This is a genomic window from Pantoea sp. PA1, assembly GCF_056856975.1.
Map to the genome: position 1 here is coordinate 757,049 of NZ_JBXGEE010000001.1, position 17,252 is coordinate 774,300.

Annotated in this window: 22 protein-coding genes; 10 read left to right on the forward strand and 12 right to left on the reverse strand. The window is 57.7% G+C overall.

All coding sequences use genetic code 11. The annotated features are described in order from the left end of the window. Positions 1-26: 26 nt before the first annotated feature. Positions 27-500 (reverse strand): NUDIX domain-containing protein, encoded by a 474-nt coding sequence (locus AC1V0D_RS03825; protein ID WP_111207916.1) that lies wholly within the window; start codon positions 498-500, stop codon positions 27-29. Positions 501-544: 44 nt separating this feature from the next. After that, positions 545-1,207 (reverse strand): 23S rRNA pseudouridine(2457) synthase RluE, encoded by a 663-nt coding sequence (rluE, locus tag AC1V0D_RS03830; protein ID WP_140924294.1) that lies wholly within the window; start codon positions 1,205-1,207, stop codon positions 545-547. 104 nt (positions 1,208-1,311) lie between these two features. Between rluE and icd the strand changes: the two genes are divergently transcribed. The 3 genes from icd (at position 1,312) to AC1V0D_RS03845 (ending at position 4,348) form a co-directional block, all read left to right on the forward strand. After that, positions 1,312-2,562 (forward strand): NADP-dependent isocitrate dehydrogenase, encoded by a 1,251-nt coding sequence (icd, locus tag AC1V0D_RS03835; protein ID WP_009090813.1) that lies wholly within the window; start codon positions 1,312-1,314, stop codon positions 2,560-2,562. Positions 2,563-2,797: 235 nt separating this feature from the next. Beyond that, complete coding sequence (locus AC1V0D_RS03840; RefSeq protein WP_111207915.1) at positions 2,798-2,995, forward strand: hypothetical protein; 198 nt, start codon at positions 2,798-2,800, stop codon at positions 2,993-2,995. A gap of 276 nt (positions 2,996-3,271) precedes the next feature. Continuing rightward, a complete protein-coding gene (locus AC1V0D_RS03845) occupies positions 3,272-4,348 on the forward strand; it encodes a glycosyltransferase family 9 protein (RefSeq protein WP_482906989.1) in 1,077 nt (358 codons plus the stop codon). Here AC1V0D_RS03845 and AC1V0D_RS03850 read toward each other — a convergent pair. From AC1V0D_RS03850 to AC1V0D_RS03880, 7 genes are all read right to left on the reverse strand, one after another. After that, complete coding sequence (locus AC1V0D_RS03850) at positions 4,276-4,614, reverse strand: DUF1493 family protein (protein WP_482906990.1); 339 nt, start codon at positions 4,612-4,614, stop codon at positions 4,276-4,278. The two genes, AC1V0D_RS03845 and AC1V0D_RS03850, sit on opposite strands and share 73 nt — an antisense overlap. After that, positions 4,614-5,675: a glycosyltransferase family 9 protein gene (locus AC1V0D_RS03855; RefSeq protein WP_482906991.1), complete on the reverse strand. Its 1,062-nt coding sequence runs from the start codon at positions 5,673-5,675 to the stop codon at positions 4,614-4,616. The genes AC1V0D_RS03850 and AC1V0D_RS03855 overlap by 1 nt, the downstream gene beginning before the upstream one ends. 365 nt (positions 5,676-6,040) lie before the next feature. Beyond that, positions 6,041-6,211 (reverse strand): YgdI/YgdR family lipoprotein, encoded by a 171-nt coding sequence (locus tag AC1V0D_RS03860; protein WP_009090806.1) that lies wholly within the window; start codon positions 6,209-6,211, stop codon positions 6,041-6,043. Between the two features lie 166 nt (positions 6,212-6,377). After that, positions 6,378-6,626: an ElaB/YgaM/YqjD family protein gene (locus AC1V0D_RS03865; protein ID WP_046101619.1), complete on the reverse strand. Its 249-nt coding sequence runs from the start codon at positions 6,624-6,626 to the stop codon at positions 6,378-6,380. A 156-nt stretch (positions 6,627-6,782) separates the two neighbouring features. Beyond that, positions 6,783-7,793, reverse strand: a complete 1,011-nt coding sequence (locus AC1V0D_RS03870; RefSeq protein WP_009090803.1) for a Ppx/GppA phosphatase family protein — start codon at positions 7,791-7,793, stop codon at positions 6,783-6,785. 23 nt (positions 7,794-7,816) lie between these two features. After that, positions 7,817-8,374 (reverse strand): hypothetical protein, encoded by a 558-nt coding sequence (locus AC1V0D_RS03875; RefSeq protein ID WP_046101621.1) that lies wholly within the window; start codon positions 8,372-8,374, stop codon positions 7,817-7,819. Between the two features lie 61 nt (positions 8,375-8,435). Next, positions 8,436-8,765 (reverse strand): hypothetical protein, encoded by a 330-nt coding sequence (locus tag AC1V0D_RS03880; protein ID WP_009090800.1) that lies wholly within the window; start codon positions 8,763-8,765, stop codon positions 8,436-8,438. Positions 8,766-8,979: 214 nt separating this feature from the next. Between AC1V0D_RS03880 and AC1V0D_RS03885 the strand changes: the two genes are divergently transcribed. The 3 genes from AC1V0D_RS03885 (at position 8,980) to AC1V0D_RS03895 (ending at position 10,168) form a co-directional block, all read left to right on the forward strand. After that, positions 8,980-9,159, forward strand: a complete 180-nt coding sequence (locus AC1V0D_RS03885) for a hypothetical protein (protein WP_009090798.1) — start codon at positions 8,980-8,982, stop codon at positions 9,157-9,159. A gap of 190 nt (positions 9,160-9,349) precedes the next feature. Next, a complete protein-coding gene (locus tag AC1V0D_RS03890; protein WP_009090796.1) occupies positions 9,350-9,733 on the forward strand; it encodes a hypothetical protein in 384 nt (127 codons plus the stop codon). Positions 9,734-9,754: 21 nt separating this feature from the next. Next, positions 9,755-10,168 (forward strand): GNAT family N-acetyltransferase, encoded by a 414-nt coding sequence (locus AC1V0D_RS03895; protein ID WP_058957481.1) that lies wholly within the window; start codon positions 9,755-9,757, stop codon positions 10,166-10,168. On the opposite strand, the gene AC1V0D_RS03900 is transcribed toward AC1V0D_RS03895, so the two are convergent. Both AC1V0D_RS03900 and ldcA read right to left on the reverse strand, forming a co-directional pair. Beyond that, the gene (locus AC1V0D_RS03900; RefSeq protein WP_482906992.1) at positions 10,169-10,831 is read right to left on the reverse strand and encodes an MBL fold metallo-hydrolase; all 663 of its coding nucleotides are present in this window, start codon (positions 10,829-10,831) and stop codon (positions 10,169-10,171) included. A gap of 22 nt (positions 10,832-10,853) precedes the next feature. Next, positions 10,854-11,777 carry a muramoyltetrapeptide carboxypeptidase gene (gene ldcA, locus AC1V0D_RS03905; protein WP_325953212.1) on the reverse strand — a complete coding sequence of 308 codons (924 nt, stop codon included), beginning with the start codon at positions 11,775-11,777 and terminating at the stop codon, positions 10,854-10,856. Between the two features lie 166 nt (positions 11,778-11,943). Between ldcA and emtA the strand changes: the two genes are divergently transcribed. Continuing rightward, entirely contained in the window at positions 11,944-12,573 is a 630-nt protein-coding gene (gene emtA / locus AC1V0D_RS03910; protein ID WP_072215488.1) for a membrane-bound lytic murein transglycosylase EmtA, read from the forward strand. A 36-nt stretch (positions 12,574-12,609) separates the two neighbouring features. Here emtA and AC1V0D_RS03915 read toward each other — a convergent pair whose 3' ends face one another. Then, positions 12,610-13,560: a sugar-binding transcriptional regulator gene (locus AC1V0D_RS03915; protein WP_009090789.1), complete on the reverse strand. Its 951-nt coding sequence runs from the start codon at positions 13,558-13,560 to the stop codon at positions 12,610-12,612. Positions 13,561-13,958: 398 nt separating this feature from the next. Between AC1V0D_RS03915 and AC1V0D_RS03920 the strand changes: the two genes are divergently transcribed. From AC1V0D_RS03920 to AC1V0D_RS03930, 3 genes are read left to right on the forward strand one after another with little or no spacing between them, the layout of a single operon-like run. Further along, positions 13,959-14,789, forward strand: a complete 831-nt coding sequence (locus AC1V0D_RS03920) for a transketolase (protein WP_482906993.1) — start codon at positions 13,959-13,961, stop codon at positions 14,787-14,789. Beyond that, the gene (locus tag AC1V0D_RS03925) at positions 14,782-15,726 is read left to right on the forward strand and encodes a transketolase family protein (RefSeq protein WP_009090787.1); all 945 of its coding nucleotides are present in this window, start codon (positions 14,782-14,784) and stop codon (positions 15,724-15,726) included. Before AC1V0D_RS03920 ends, AC1V0D_RS03925 begins: the two co-directional genes overlap by 8 nt. 2 nt (positions 15,727-15,728) lie before the next feature. Continuing rightward, on the forward strand, positions 15,729-17,216 hold the full coding sequence (locus tag AC1V0D_RS03930; protein WP_482906994.1) for an FGGY family carbohydrate kinase: 1,488 nt from the start codon (positions 15,729-15,731) through the stop codon (positions 17,214-17,216). Positions 17,217-17,252: the final 36 nt, after the last annotated feature.

The window sequence follows — 17,252 nt, forward strand, 5'->3', positions numbered from 1 at the left end:
GATAAAAAAACAGGCGGCGCATTCTATCATGCAGAAGGCAGACGCGCACCCTCGTGAAACGGCCACCGGAACGGGCTGACCAGATGAAGCGGGTAGCGCGTGCCCTGTTGCCACAGGCGGACGCTCTCCGCCACCAGCGGCGAACGCAGGTTAGAAGCCGTGAGAATCTGCGCTGGCGGCAGCCACCAGCAGCAGTCGATGTCGCTGTCCTGCGGCTCCGTCACCACTTTTTCCGGCAGATCGACCCCAAACAGAAAACGCACAAAAGGCGTGGTGTCCGGGGCTATCCACTGGTTAATCGCAATGAAATAGTCCATCTGCGCCACGATGCCGGTCTCTTCATAGAGTTCACGCGCCGCGGCTTCATGCAGCGTTTCATCCGCTTCAAGATGGCCGGCTGGCTGGTTCCAGGTGGCGCGTCCGTTGATGGTCTCTTCCACCACCAGCAGCTCACCTTCCGCCTGAACCAGACAGGCGACCGTAACATGAGGTTTAAACATCCCTTCTCCGCAATTGTTAACCTGAGGTTATGAAAGTTCGGTTGTCAGACAGGGTCTGTGCTGATCTCGCGCCACGCTCCGGGGGCCAGATCGTCGAGGCTGTAGTGACCCATGGCATAGCGAATCAGGCGCAGGGTAGGAAAGCCGATGTGGGCGGTCATGCGGCGAACCTGACGATTACGCCCCTCATACAGCGTAACCTTCAGCCACTGCGTCGGAATGTTTTTACGCTCGCGGATCGGCGGCTGGCGTGGCCAGAGCCATTCGGGTTCATCGACTTTTTCCACGCCAGCGGGCAGGGTCGGACCATCTTTCAGATTAACCCCATCCCGCAGCGGCTGCAGATCCGCCTCCTGTGGCGCGCCTTCGACCTGCACGTAGTAGATTTTGCCGGTGCGTTTGCCGGGCTGAGTCAGCGCGGCCTGCAGGGCGCCGTCGTTGGTCAGCACCATCAGGCCTTCACTGTCACGATCGAGGCGGCCTGCGGCATAGACCCCGGTAACAGTAACAAAATCCTTCAGGGTGCGGCGGCCCGCTTCATCCGTAAACTGCGGCAGAACGTCGAAGGGTTTGTTAAAGAGAATCACGCGGCGCGGGGCCGCAGGACGGGCAGGCGTACGTCGCGCATCACGCGCCGGACGGCTGAATCGTTTATCCTGGTGAATTCGTTGAGAAGTTTTTCGCATGGGCTTTGCAGTCAGAAACATTCGGCGCATTATAACGTGAAATTGCGGTGATTGGCGTGGCGGAAATATTCAAGTAGTATTGACGCGCATCTTACAAATCATTAACAAACGCCCAGGAGAGGTTAATGGAAAGCAAAGTAGTTGTTCCGGCGGAAGGTCAAAAAATCACCCTGAATCAGGGCAAGCTGACAGTGCCAAACAATCCGATCATTCCTTACATTGAGGGTGACGGTATCGGTGTTGATGTTTCCCCGGTCATGCTGAAAGTGGTCGACGCGGCGGTGAAGAAAGCCTACAACGGCGAGCGTAAAATCTCCTGGATGGAGATTTACACCGGTGAGAAATCAGTCGAACTCTACGGCCAGGACGTCTGGCTGCCTCAGGAAACCCTCGATTTAATCAAAGAATATCGCGTTGCGATCAAAGGTCCACTGACCACCCCGGTCGGCGGCGGTATTCGTTCACTGAACGTGGCCCTGCGTCAGGAGCTTGACCTTTACGTCTGCCTGCGTCCGGTTCGTTACTACAAAGGCACGCCAAGCCCGGTTAAACGTCCTGAAGAGACCGACATGGTGATCTTCCGTGAAAACTCCGAAGATATCTATGCGGGTATCGAGTGGAAAGCGGGCTCTGCCGAAGCGGACAAAGTGATCAAGTTCCTGCGCGAAGAGATGGGCGTGAAGAAAATCCGCTTCCCTGAGCAGTGCGGTATCGGCGTTAAGCCATGCTCCGAAGAGGGAACCAAGCGTCTGGTGCGTGCGGCAGTGGAATACACCATCACCAACGATCGTGATTCACTGACCCTGGTTCACAAAGGCAACATCATGAAGTTCACCGAAGGCTCTTTCAAAGACTGGGGATACCAGTTAGTGAAAGAAGAGTTTGGCGGCGAGCTGATCGACGGCGGCCCGTGGATGAAGTTCAAAAACCCGAACACCGGCAAAGAGATCATCGTTAAAGATGTGATCGCGGATGCGTTCCTGCAGCAGATCCTGCTGCGTCCGGCTGAATATGACGTTATCGCCTGTATGAACCTGAACGGTGACTACATCTCTGACGCCCTGGCGGCTCAGGTCGGTGGTATCGGTATCGCACCTGGCGCCAACATCGGTGACGAGTGCGCGCTGTTTGAAGCCACGCACGGCACTGCGCCGAAGTATGCAGGCCAGGATAAAGTGAACCCAGGTTCCGTGATCCTGTCGGCAGAGATGATGCTGCGCCACCTGGAGTGGTTCGAAGCGGCTGACCTGATTGTTAAAGGTGTTGAAGGCGCTATCGCTAACAAGACCGTGACTTACGATTTCGAACGCCTGATGGATGGCGCTAAACTGCTGAAATGTTCAGAGTTTGGTGACGCGATCATCGAAAATATGTAATGTCTGATGCGGCCGGCACAGGGTCATGCTCTGTGCCGGCTTTTTTGTGCCCGCGTTTCACGCTTTTCTCTTTCTCCGCCTCACCTGACCCTTCAGTCAGTGACATCATCGCGTTTTAATATTTCTGCAAATCGGATTGTCTGATGCCACTGCAAAAAAAGGCAGCGCCCCTGCATCGGCCATTCTTCAGCGTCTGAATCCCGTTACTGTAAACACTCATTCATAAGGAGGATTTATGGACGCAAAATATACCAAAGACGCGATTTATATCTGTCGCCTGATGTTCGGTCAGGCTGTGCTGGAATTACTGGCGGATAATCAGGCCGTCACGAACCGCGCCCTGGAGGAGAAAATCAAGCGGATGTTACCCGATGCCCAGCCTGGGCTGATTTATCGGGTCGCCCTTGAGCTGTTAGACGACAGGCTCCATTAATCCCGTCCTGAAAACTGCGTGCCCGGCATACTCTGTGCCGGGCCGAATGATCCTGACGCTCTCCCTGCCGGAAACCGGCTAACTGCCCAAACCCGTTAAGCGTATTCGTCTGCTCTGCCCGGCCTCATATTTTAACAACATGGCAACTGTTGAACCAATCTGACACTTCGCTGACTAATCAGCTGACTGTACCGTTACGTTAGCATTCCGCGAGCGTTAACGGGGACGTCTTATTTTTAGCCAGCCAGCACAGACTGTGCGCAGAGGATGTCAGACATGCGGGTTTTAATTATTTGCAGGGATAATATTGGCGACACGTTACTGACCACGCCGCTCATCAGTGCGCTGGCGCAGTCGGGACGGTATCAGGTCGATGTACTGACGAACAACTACGCCGCCCCTGTGCTGGCGCATAACCCCGACATCCGGCAGCTCTTCTTTTACACCAAACTGCATCACCGGGAGTCAGGGCAGGGAAGAGTGACCTGCCTGTTACAGCGGCTGAAGCTGATGCTGACCCTGAAAAAGCAACGCTATGAGGTGGTGATACTGGCGAAAAGCCGCTGGGATCAGCATGGCCTGAAATGGGTAAAGAGCCTGCGTCCGGCAAGAGTCATCGCCCTGGGAGAGCAGTCCCATCCTCTGATTACCGACCTGCTGCCACCGCCCGACCCGTCGCCGTGCCATATCAGCGAAACGCTGTTCAGCCTGGGACGCCCCTTCAATCTCCGTGAAAAAAGACCGGGCAGACTGACGCTGCGGCCTGACGCCGCCCTTGCCGCCAGCCTGCGCGACACTTACGCAATTGATGCCGCCCTCCCGGTGTATGCGCTGCAAATCAGCGCCCGAAAGCCGAGCCAGCAATGGGAAGCGACACGTTTTGCCGGACTGGCTGAGAAGATTGCCGCTCACCACCCCTGCCAGATCATGCTGCTGTGGTCACCCGGCAGTCGCGATAATCCGCGTCATCCGGGTGATGATGAAAAAGCCGCAGACATCATGGCGCTCTGTCCGCACCTGCCGATCAGAGCGGTCTCAACAACCAGCCTGCCGCAACTGATCGCGGCGATGTCGTTATGTCAGGGGCTCGTGAGCAGTGATGGCGGGGCGATGCACATCGGTGCGGCGCTGGGATTGCCGGTGGTGGCGCTGTTCGGCGACAGCGACCCGGCGTGCTGGCATCCCTGGCAGGTGAATTATCAGGTGCTGCAGCCCGCGTCACGGAATGTTAACGCGCTGAACAGCTGTGAAGTCTATGACGCCGTTGTCCATACCCTGATTCAGTCATCCTCTTCAGGCCAGCACCCCCTGCTGGCCGCCTCAGACAGCATCGCGACGGTGACAGGGCGGTAAGCCGGTTCAGCGCCGGCTCTGAATCCGGGAGTGAAAGCCAAGCGTCGCCGTTGCGCTGCCGGAAAATAGCGGGACTCATCATAATGGTCGGCGCTGACGTTAAACGTGAGAAAAAAGTCGCTCATCAGCAGCGCAAATTCCACCTCATTCAGCGGAAGCTGTTGCAGGTGAAAACCCGGCCGGTCCACTCTGCGGAACCAGCCCAGCGGGGTCGGCTGATTATGATATTCAATCAGCGTAATAATGGCGGTAGATAAGCGGTTCATTATCCCACCAGTTGCGCCACGGCCTGCTCAACCTCTTCCGCCTTAATCGACGCCATGGGATGCTGCGTCGCCGTCTTATCCGGACGGTGAATGATAATGTGGCGATCGCTGTCCTGACAGGGGCCGGTATAGCGCGGGTTAGCGGTGGAGAAGAGGCTGACGGTCGGGGTCTGCGCCGCCACGGCGATGTGCAGCGGGCCGGTGTCGCCGGTGACCAGCAGATCCAGCGAGCGGATCAGGGTAATCAGGCCACTGAGGTTTGTTTTGCCCGCCATTGGCGTCACATTTTTCCGGCAGTGCGGCGGCAGACTGGCGATAAACGCCTGCTCAAGCGGTTGCTCAGCCGCTGTACCGGTCACAACGATTTCACTGTCAGGCCAGCGCGCAAGCAGGGCGGTGGCCAGCTGACTAAACGACTCCAGCGGCCAGCGGCGGATATCTTTCGATGCCCCCAGTTGAAACCCGATGCGGCGATGCGACGCGTCTGCCGTGGCACTGCTACTCAGCGCTGGCAGATGCATCCGGGTCTGCTGCGTCTCTGCGCCCAGTGCTTCAATTAATTTCAGCTTACGCTTGATGGTGTGATCGTCGAAATAACCCGAATAGTGGTCGAGATATTTATTCAGTACCGGCGATTCGCTGCCGTAATGGTCGCGTAAAATAGCCTGACTGCCGGTCAGTACCGAGCTCATAATATCGTAGGGGAAATGCGCGTGTAATATGACGGACAGTTCTGGTTTATGGCGACGCAGTTTGAAAAATAACGGCAGAAAATTTGCCAGTTTGTTATCCCAGATATAAATCTTATCGAACCAGGGATAGCGGCTGACGAGATCCTTATTTTTCAGGCTGGAGACCAGAATAAATTTACTGGCAGGAAAGCGTTTTTTCAGGCTCCAGATAGCGGGCGTATTCATCAGGAAATCGCCCAGCGCGGTGGTGGAGTAGATGACCACGGTCTCCGGGTTCAGCTGCTGCAGGGCCTGCGGTTGTCTTCTGCCGGAAAATCGAGAATAAAGCGTTAAAAGGCGGTCTATCAGATAAATCTTTTTTTTCTTCACGTCTCAATTCTCTTTCACGTAGCAATTATATTAAACAAAAAATCATTATGCGTGATTAGAGAATAGTTTCAGCGAGAAAGTTCATTACGGAAATGTTTTTTTAAACGCTGTAGAGGATCTGTTTAAATTGTTTCCACAATTTCTGTGTTGTTTATTCAGGGTGTATTTACAGGATTGCGTAAAGAGAGTAGGGGCTTATTGAAAAGGACTGGGATGAATCTTAAAAAATTATTTTATTTTGCATGTGATGTTAATTGCAGTAATAACTAATAGCAGGATAACAATGAGTGACATTATTTTATGCGCGCTATCGGTTAATGCCGCGCACTAAAAACAGACCCCGGCGTCAGAGCCGGGGCCGGGAATCAGGACTGAGGCTGACCCACCGGGCCGGAGCCGAGCGTGCCGCCAGGTGAGGACTGACCGCTTGGCGCATGAGGGCGTCCATCTTCTTTAATCGCGCTGCTCTGGTGTGAGCAGCCCGCCAGAGAGGTCAGCGTCGCTGCAACGAGCAGCAGGGCAGGAATCGTTTTCATAAGGTCACCTTGATGTTGTCAGAAAAAGGGAAGCTCACTTAATCATAGTGACTGACCGCGATCTGGCCTGAAAAGGGTTATTTTTCAGATGTTTCTCAGCGGCACGTCGCTGTGAGCGAAAAAAAACGGAAGCCACCGGCTTCCGTTCTGCTGACGTTCTGCAGGATTACTTGCGGCCCAGCAGAAAGCCGAGGATAACACCAACGCCTGCCGCAACAGCCAGACCGGCAACAGGATTAGACTGAACCTGATCCTTGATGCAGTCAGCAGCATCGCGTGCCGCGTAGCTTGCCTGGTTGGCATAACGGCGCGCGGCGCCTTTAGCCTGATGCTCAGAAGAGCCGGTTGCTGCGCCCCATTGTTCCTGAACTGCGCCAGCGGCTTCTTTTACTTTATCTTCGATTTTTCCTGACATCTGTTGCTCCTTGGTTTTAAGTGAGACACTCAAAGCGTAGCAAAGATAGTGAATCCTGCTCCGTCAGAGGCAAATCAGAGGCTAAAAAATTATGTCCGGCTGTTAATGGCGCGGTGTCAGCGGCTCAGCTGGAGGCGAAGCAGGGCAGAGACAGGGCTATTGCAGCAGCACGCCCTGGAGCAGACTGGCCTCCACGATGGTCACCTCGTTGATTTTCAGCGCCTCCATATAGCCTTCAACCAGCAACAGGTTGCTGACGTCCGTGGCGCGATAGTCGCCAGACAGTTCACTGTCACCCTTCCAGACCTGCTGCTGAGAGAGCTGGCGCAATGCTGCCAGCGTGTAGTGATGGGGTCTGCCCGGTAACTGATTGCGGATGGAAAACCCGTGCACACCACCAATACCGATGACCCGGCGACCCGCCACATCCTGTTTGATCTGCGGGCTGACCTCGTTAGTGGCATAAAACTGCACGAAGCGCAGCACGGACTGCCGCCAGGAGCCAATCGGGTTGGGTGACGGGGCATCCGGGCTGTTCTTCAGCACGCGCAGGATAAAGTTTTTCAGCGTCACGGAAGCCAGCTTCCCCTGATAGATATCGGCCACCGGCTGACCGGCCTGCTGTCGCCAGGCGGTCATCTGCATCGATCCGCCGCCAATATCCCAGACCAGCAACTGCTCATCACGGATCGCGGGATCGTTCAGCGCGGCTCTGGCGGAGAGGAAGCCGAGCTTCGCCTCCTGCTGCTGTGAGATCAGGCTGATTTGCGCCCCGGTCTGCCGCTGCAGATCGTCAATGACCGCCTGGCCATTGCGGGCGTTGCGAAACACGGCGGTCGCCACGCCGCTGATCCGCTGAGGATGAAAGCGCTGAGCATGGGCCAGAAGCTGCTGCAGCGCCGCGGCGCCCTGGCGGGCGATCGCCGGGGTGAGCTGATTGTCGGGAGCATGTGCCAGCGCATCGTTCCAGGCGACGGCGCGCTGATCCTGATAGAGCACTTTTTCAATGCGCGACTGGCAGACATTGACGCGGGCCACCGCGATTTTGGTGGTGCCGGAACCGATATCAAGACCGGCGCGAATTTGCTGGCAGCGATCGGCCAGGGCAGACGTGGCGAAAAAGAGCGAACAGAAGAGGGTAACAGCAGAAAGTGCAGCAGAACGCATAGCGACTCCGGATGCCAGGGGGATCAGCGTGAGCGGGCCGTGACGCAGGCCGGATAAACGCTCACCAGAAAATGACGCAGGTGATCGAAACACCATTCGGCGTCGTCAGCCTGCGGACAATAGAACTGAACGGTGATCTTTTCATAGTCGCGCTGACGCTGGCGCAGAGGCGACCAGCTCCAGTCGAGCACCGAGCGGGCATAATTTACCAGCGTTTCAGCAGGCAGGTTATGCTGCTTCTCCTGCCCGGCCAGGTAGCGGATGAAATGCGCTTCCAGCGCCAGTGCCTCGTCGTGACCGTGCTGCGGCAGATCGGGACGAAAGGCCACATCGATAAAGCCACAGACCGCATCGGCCTGCTGCTGCCAGTCGCAGGCGAGCGTCATAAACAGCCCCTCCTGCAGATTGACCTCTTCGACCAGACGGCGCAGGTTTTCTGAGCGGTTCAGGACCGCAATCTCCTCCAGCCGGCTGGTTTCCAGCGTTAAATCAATACCGCACGGATTGACGGAGCCATCCGCATTGCGGGTGGCCGGAAAGGGGAAGTCGATATAACCGTTGTTATCCAGACGCTTTTCCATCGGGGAAACCTGCTGCTTGACGTTTCCTGACAATAAACCATCTGGCAGCAGGATTCACCCCTTACGGACAGGTCCAGGTGATCTGGGTATCCTGGTAGGGATTGATCAGCCGGAACTGCTTATCAGAGAGGCGCTGCGCATAGTAGCCTTCCCGCGTCACGGCGGAGGGGACATATTTAAAGCGATCCAGCGACTGCAGCGGCCCACTCTCCACGCTGACGTCATCCCGGGTCACGGTGAAGGCGCTGACCAGATCAAAAATCCGCCCCTGCGTTTGCCCCATCGGCTGACCATAAATTGTCGAAACCTCACCCGGACAGTCGACCCCTTTCGGGCCAGATGAACATCCAGTCAGTATGGTGATGAGGATAAAAATGCTGAGTCGCATCATGATTTTCTACCTGCTTCAATCCCTGGGCGTGTCGTGGCGTGGCGTCTCTTCTGCCAGGCCATCATTTTGTTAATCATAGCAGTTTCCGCTGCGCTTCCTGTTTGCGATTTGTTTAATCGTTAAGCAACAGGAATGTAAAAGGGTGACTTTGCTTATCAATAAACGGTATTCTTGGCTCCTTTGCGCACCACTTAGGCAAATCCAGGGATAAATGATGAAAGAAGAAGAAGCCAGTCTAATGATTATTCGCCACGCGATTGACCAGTTAGATGCCGATAAGAAGCAACAGGTCGTTGCCTGCTCCGAGCGTATTCGCGCAGCGATGCAGGCGTATGACAGCGAGAATGCCGGGCTGGCGCTGATGCTGGTGGCCGCAGAGGTTGCCGCCGAATAACCGTTATCCGGTCAGCATGCGGCGCTGATATGCTGACCGGATTACTTTATCTTTTCTCAACTTTCCGCTTTTTCTCACCCCGATTCTATCTTTTCGTGGTCTTGTTCCCGACGCGCCCGTGCCTCATCAGGGGGCAGGGATATGTTAAGCTATTCATTCCTGTAGAAATCCTCTTCAGTGGAGACACAGCATGAAGGCAGCATTGATTGCTCTGGGCCTGATGGCCTGCCACGTCGCGCCCGCATGGAGCGAAACTGAATTTCAGCTCACCTGTCCCGGTCGGGCGACCATGACCATTTCACGCGCCGAATATGGATTATCCACCCTGATGTGGCCTCCCGGACACTTCCAGATTGCCGCAGGCCAGCAGCGTACCCGTCTGGAGGCGGGCGACAAAGTGGCGATTACCCGCTTTCGCAATGGCGATCAGCTGATTGTGAATCAGCGCACCCAGGCGACCTTCTTTGTTTATCGCGGTAGCGATAAACTGCTGCCCTGCAGCCGCAGTGAAAAACGCGATGTGGATGCACTGACGCTGGAGCGCTACGACGACAGAGCGCGCTCTGACACCTGATACCTGACACCGGAAGCCACGATGAAACCTGAAATTACTGACACGGTTACCGCACAGGATCTGGATGAGGTCAGACTGGGTCTGACCGCCTTCAACCGTAAGTTTATTAATGTGGATGAGATCCGCTCGATTGGCGTCTTCATCCGTGATGAGCAGGGCAAAAAGCTGGCGGGTCTGACCGGGTCAACGGCCGGAAACTGGCTGCGGATTGATATGCTGTGGGTCAGTGAGGCGCTGCGCGGGCAGGGGGCGGGCAGCGCGCTGATTCAGGCCGCCGAGCAGGAGGCGCGGGATCGCGGCTGCCGCTTTGCCCAGGTGGATACCGCCAGTTTTCAGGCGCGACCGTTTTATGAAAAGCTTGGCTATACGCTGCGTTTCAGCCTGGATAACTATCCACGCCACCACCAGCGCCACTATCTGACGAAAACGCTGTAATCAGAACAGCGGCTGCTGACGCAGATCGAGCGGGTGCTGCTCAGCTTCATCGATCGCCGCCAGCCAGCTCTGCAGGGTGACCTTTTTCCACGAGAGATGTCCGCGCGTGGTGCTCATCAGCACCACGTCGGGACGCAGCGAACGGTACAATTCCAGCGTCTGACTCAGCTCTGTCGGATTACTGTCCGGCACCAGCACGGTAATCCAGTTATCGTGCGACCGCGTCACCGTATCCCCGACAAACAGATAGGTCAGCCCCAGCGGCGACGTATAGAGGTAACTGCTGCTGCCCGGCGTGTGCCCTGGCGTCGGCAGCAGATGAAAATCCCCGAAGTGCGTCTCCTGCTGCGAAAAGGTGTCATCAGGCTCCGCGAAGCGGCTGATGGGACCCAGTGACCGGCTATGGCAGTAAAGTGCGCTGCTGAAGCGCTGCTGGATCACCGCCGCCCCCGGCGCAGACTCGTGCCAGTGGGTCAGATAGTGGCGGATCACGCCACCGCTATCGGCCAGCACTTCATGATCGAGCGGATTTTCTACGCGGCCAATCAGCAGATTGCCGCGAGGGTGACGCAGCATAAAGCCATGCATCATCAGGTCATTAACGGCATCTTCCACCGGAAATTCCGGGGTTGAGATCCACAAATCGTCATACAACGGCTTCAATGTCGATCTCCTGAAACGTTCTTTATTCCCGCAGAACGGGATGCCCGCTTGCCTGTAAACTGGCCTGGCCCTGACGGACCGCTAATCGTGCGCTGGCCCCCAGGGGCAGGGTCACGGTGTCAGCCGCGTGACCAAAATCCAGACCGCTGATCACCGGCAGGCCGGTGGTTTCACGCACCCGCTGCCAGACGGTGCTGAAGTCAAACCCGTTGTCATACTCTGTCAGTGCGGTGCTGGTAAAGCTGCCGGTGACCAGCGCCCGCTGGCGCGCCAGAATGCCGCTCTGCTGCAGCTGAATCAGCATACGTTCTATGCGGAACGGATGTTCATTCACATCCTCAATGACCAGAATGCCGTTTTCAATCTGTGGCATCCACGGCGTGCCAGTCAGCGAGCAGAGCATCGCCAGATTACCGCCCCATAGCGTCCCCTGCCACTCACCCTCATCAGGCGTTTCGCTCTGCCATGCCACGTCTACTGTAGGTGATGTCAGAGCCTGCCAGAAGTGATGCAGGGAAAATTCAGATAAGGTCGCGGCACCGAAGTTGCCGGCCAGCATCGGACCGCTGAAGGTGATTAAGCCGACCTGCGCCAGCAGCGCCAGCTGAATGGCGGTGAAATCACTGTGCCCGCACAGCGCCAGCGGCTGATTCAGCAGGCGACGCTGCAGGCCGACATAGTCGATCGATTCCAGTAACCGGCTGGCACCATAACCGCCACGCACCGCCAGCACCACATCGGGCAGCGTGCTGAGTGTGGCAAGCTGGTTAATATCCGCCAGCCGTTCGGCGTCTGTCCCGGCGAAGCGCTGAAAACGCCGGGTAATGATCTGCTCATTCTCTACCCGATGGCCCGCCTCGCGCAGTCGCGCAATCCCGCACAGCGCCGCAGGCTGATTGTGACAGTAACCGGAGGGGGAGATAAGACGAACTGAACGTGAAATCATCATACTTTCCTGCTGTTAGCGCCCTTGACCTGAGGCGATGATGACGAAATACACCCCTGAAGTCACGACACGGGCCGCTTTTTCGTGCATTTAGGATAAACGGTAATTTTGCTCTCAGGCTGTCTGGGTATGATAGCATTCGCCACTACCGCTATGAGACGAAAAATTGCTGAAAATCCGACACCTTATACTCTCAGCGTTACTCCTGACCGGCTGTGCCAGCGAGCCACCGCACCACGCAGTGAAACAGCGTAATACGCCTCTCACTCAGGCACCGCCTTCCAGCGTTAACAGCGCATGGTCAATGTTTACCGAAGATGCCGCCAGTCATTATGGCGTTGATGAGAAGCTTATCAGCGCCATTATCAGTGTCGAGTCGGGGGGAAATCCTGGCGTGGTGAGCCGTTCGAATGCGGTGGGCCTGATGCAGATCAAAGCCTCGACCGCCGGGCGTGAAGTTTACCGGACTCAGGGTCGCCGCGGTCAGCCATCGAATGCCGAACTGCGCGATCCGGCTAAAAATATCGATATCGGCACCGCCTATATCCGCATCCTGCAGGATTCCGCTCTGTCAGGGATTCGCGATCCGCTGACGCTGCGTTATGCCACCATCGTCTCCTATGCCAACGGTGCCGGTGCGCTGCTGCGAACCTTCTCCCGCGACCGCGATCGTGCCATTGCGATGATCAATGCGATGTCGCCGGATGAGTTTTATCAGCATGTCCAGAACAAACATCCGGCGGCGCAGGCTCCGCGCTATCTGTGGAAGGTTACCACCGCCTACCGCACGATCTGACCGGAAAGCGCCTCGGCATGATAGCGGGCGCACTCCCTACGGCGCGAGCAGCAGCCGCGCCGTCGGATAATCGACGATCAGCACTTTAATGTAGCCGCCCAGCAGCGCCGCACGAATCGCCGGCGCTTTCTCGCGTCCGCCAGCCAGTCCCACGACCTGCGGGCACTGCTTAACCTGCGCCAGCTCCATGCCGATCACCGGATCTTCTTCCGGCTGCAGCACCGGCTGTCCGCAGGCATCGAAGTAGTGCAGGCAGATATCCCCCACGGCACCGCGTGCCGCCAGGGTCTGCAGCATTTCACCATCGTAGTAGTTGCCTGAATTGCGCAACAGGGCTGACGGCTCAAGGTCGCCAATACCGACAATCGCCAGATCGACCTGCTCAAACTGCTCCAGTACCTCCGCAACTTCCGCGTTGGCTGACAGCCGCTGGCGATCGCTGACCGAATGTTCGATTGACTGAGACGGCAGCAGCCAGGCGGGGCAGTTCAGCAGCGCCGCCAGATTCTGCGTCAGAATGGTGGCCTGCACATTGCCGTTAGCGCCAACCCCGCCCAGCAGCTGGATAACCCCTTTGCAGGCGATGTTGAGCGGATGCAGCGCATCGACCATCGCCCGGATGGTGCCGCTCCAGGAGGAGATGCCAATCAGTTCATCGTTGCGCAGGCGGGTTTCGAGATAGTGCGCTGCCGCCGATCCAATCGCCTGTTTGATCTGCAGCGGAGAAGCCTGGTCCGGCACATCAACCACAATCGCCTGGGGCAGGTGGTAGGTCTGCTCAATCGCTTTTTCCAGCTCAGGATAGACATTGGCCGGTGGCACAACGCTGATTTTGACCACACCCTCTTTTACGCTGCGATTAAGGATGCGTGAGACAAAGGACTGCGACAGGGACAGCGACTGCGCGATCTCCGACTGCTTCAGCCCCTCGATATAGTAAAGGGTGGCGATCTTCACCATCAGTCGCTGTTCATCCTGTTTAGCCATCGGTTTTCCCTCTCAGAGTCTGCCCGGTATTGTTAACCAGGATCATCAAAATCACAACGCAGGCGAATTTGTGATCGTTTTCGCTTTTTGACGATCGCCTGTTGGACGATGCCTCAGCAGAGGCGCATAGTCATTATGCATATAAAATCGTCATTGAATATATATTCATTGAAATTCGTGAGCAGGCCCTTTTGTCCCCACGGTGCCGGTTGTCAGGCTAAAGGGATCATGGGGGGATGGAGATACCCGTCAGGTGATGAACCGATCTGACACGCTGTTTAACGACGCATTTATACAGGATGACAGGCGGCCGATTCCGGACCGGATACGTTAACGGTTAATTTTTTTACCCATCGTGAATATATATTCACGGTCGATTTAAAATTCAGAGGCAGAACATGAACCCTTTCAATCTTTCAGTCGATGAGCTTGAACGCCGGGCGCGGGCGATACGCCGCCGCATTATCCAGCTTAACGCGGGCAGTCCGGCAGGCGGGCACACCGGTGCTGACCTGTCGCAGGTCGAGATCCTGACCGCGCTCTACTTCCGTATTCTGAACTGCGCACCGGATCGCACAGAGGATAACGATCGCGACATCTACATTCAGTCCAAAGGGCATGCGGTAGGGGGCTACTACTGCGTACTGGCGGAAGCGGGCTATTTCCCGACCGAGTGGCTTGCCACCTATCAGCACGCTGACTCTCCTCTGCCGGGCCACCCGGTGCGCCAGAAGACACCGGGCGTGGAGCTGAACACCGGTGCGCTGGGGCACGGCCTGCCGGTGGCGGTAGGCATCGCCCTCGCGGCGAAAAAAGATCGCAGTTCCCGCCGCATCTTTGTCGTGACCGGTGATGGCGAACTGGCGGAAGGGAGCAACTGGGAGGCCGCTCTGGTGGCGGCGCACTATGGGCTCGACAATCTGATCATCATCAATGACAAGAACAAACTGCAACTGGCGGGCGCCACCCGGGACATCATGAACACGGACCCGCTGCCGGAAAAATGGCGCGCTTTCGGGCTGGAGGTCAGTGAATGTAACGGCAATGCGATGGCGGCGGTCGTCAGCACCCTTGAAAACCTGCCGCAGAACGGCAAGCCGCAGGTGGTTGTGGCGCATACCGAGAAAGGTTTCGGCGTCTCCTTTATTCAGAGCAAGGCGGAGTGGCATCACCGGGTGCCGAAAGGCGAAGAGATCGCGCTGGCACTGGAGGAACTGAAAGATGAGTAATGCACAACACCTGGCAAACGTCATGGTTACGGCCTTTATCGATGCGGTGAATCGCGGCGTCGATCTGGTACCGGTGGTCGCGGACTCCACCTCCACCGCCAAAATCGCGCCTTTTATCAAGGCCTTTCCCGACCGGCTGATTAACGTCGGCATCGCGGAGCAGACGCTGGTGGGAACGGCAGCAGGCCTGGCGCTGGGCGGCAAAATCGCCGTGACCTGCAACGCCGCGCCGTTTCTGGTTTCACGCGCCAATGAGCAGGTAAAAGTCGACGTCTGCTACAACAACACCAACGTCAAACTGTTCGGGCTGAATGCCGGTGCCAGCTATGGCCCGTTAGCCAGCACCCATCACAGCATTGACGATATCGCCGTGATGCGCGGCTTTGGCAACATCGAGATCTACGCACCGTCCTGTCCGCTGGAGTGTCGTCAGATTATTGATTACGCCCTGGAGCACGTCGGCCCGGTCTATATCCGCCTTGATGGCAAAGATCTGCCGCAGCTGCATGATGACACCTACCGCTTCAGACCCGGCGCGATCGACCTGTTACGTGAAGGCCGCGACATCGCCCTGGTGGCGATGGGATCCACGGTTCATGAGGTGGTTCACGCCGCTGCGCAACTGGCTGAGCAGGGTATTTCAGCGGGCGTGATCGCGGTTCCATCGATTCGACCCTGTGATACCCAACAGCTGCGCAACCTGTTAAATCACTATCCGGCGGTCGTGACCGTGGAGGAGCATAACGTCAATGGCGGTGTCGGCAGCCTGGTCGCGGAAGTGCTGGCAGAAGGCGGCTGCAGCATTCCGCTGGTCCGGCTCGGCATTGCTGATGGGGAGTATGCGATTGCCGGCGATCGGGCCGCCACGCGTGCCCGTCACGGCATTGACGCCAGCAGCGTGGTGAAGAGTGCAGCGCGCATCTGCGCAGGAGTGTGAACATGGCGGGACCTCTGATTCTGGCAATCGATGAAGGCACGACCAATGCCAAGGCGATAGCGGTTGATCGTGCCGGGCGGGTGGTGGCGCGTGGCAGCCAGAGTTTAACCCTGCACCATCCCCAGCCGGGGCTGGCTGAGCAGGACCCGATGGCAATCTGGCAGGCGGTGAGAGAGGCGATCACCCGGTGTCTGGCGGCATGCGGGGGCGCGCCTGTCGCCGCCGTCGCGATCAGTAATCAGCGGGAATCGGTGCTGATCTGGCAGCGGCGCGACGGGCAGCCACTGACGCCGCTGGTAAGCTGGCAGGATCGCCGTTCTGAGTCGTTCTGTCGCGATCTGCACCAGGCAGGCAAAGCCCCCCGGATCAGCGGCCTGACCGGGCTGGCCGTCGATCCGATGTTTCCGGCGGCGAAGCTGACCGGGATGCTGGCTGCCATCCCCGATGGCGCGGCACGGGCCGCAGCCGGCGAGCTCTGCATCGGCACGGTTGATTGCTGGCTCAGCTGGCAGCTCAGCGCGGGCGAATGCTTTGTGACCGATCATGCTAATGCCGCCCGTACGCAGCTCTACAGCCTGCACCTGAACGACTGGGACGACGAGCTGCTGACGCTGTTTCAGTTGCCGCGAGCCGCGCTGCCGCGCATCATCGCCTCCGCCAGTGAGCAGGGCGTGGTGGCGGTGAACACCATTCCCGGCTTAGCGCCGGGCACCCCCATTCTGGCGCGCATCGGCGATTCGCATGCCGCCCTGCAGGCGCAGCGACGCGGAGAGGCTGAAGTCGTAAAAGCCACCTACGGCACCGGCTCCTCCCTGATGATGTCCATGGCGACGCCGTTACTGACCGAAAATGGCCTCAGCACTACCGTGGCCTGGCACGACGGTACGCTGCGTTATGCCTTTGAAGGCAATATTACCCACACCGGCTCAGGCGCGGCCTGGCTGGGTAAGCTGCTCGGCGTGCAGGACCCACGTGAACTGACCGCACTGGCGCAGGGCTGCGATGACAATCAGGGCATCTACTTCGTCCCGGCGCTCTCAGGACTGGGCGCGCCCTGGTGGGATTTACAGGCGCGCGGCATGGTGTGCGGATTGACGGATGCCGCCACCCCCGCGGTGCTGGCGCGGGTGGCGCTGGAGTCGATCGTCTGGCAAATCGCCGATGTCTTTTTTGCGATGGAGCAGGCGAGCGGTCAGCAGCTTCCGGCGCTGTGTGTGGATGGCAGCGCCACGGAAAACAGCTGGCTGATGCAGCTACAGGCCGATGTGTTACAGCGCCCGCTCTACCGGGTGCCCACCGCCGAAGTCTCCGCCCTGGGCGCAGCGTTGCTGGCCGGCAAAGTGCTGGGATGGTGGCAGCAGGGCAGTGATATGCAGGCGCTGCAGGGGGGCAGCGTTATCCTGCCCCGTGACGCGCGCGCGCACGCTATGCAGGAAAACTACAAAGGCTGGCTCGACGCTGTTGCCCGCTGCCGTTTTCAGCCGCGTTAAGCGCGATCCGGCGCAGCGGCGTGACGGATTGCCTGG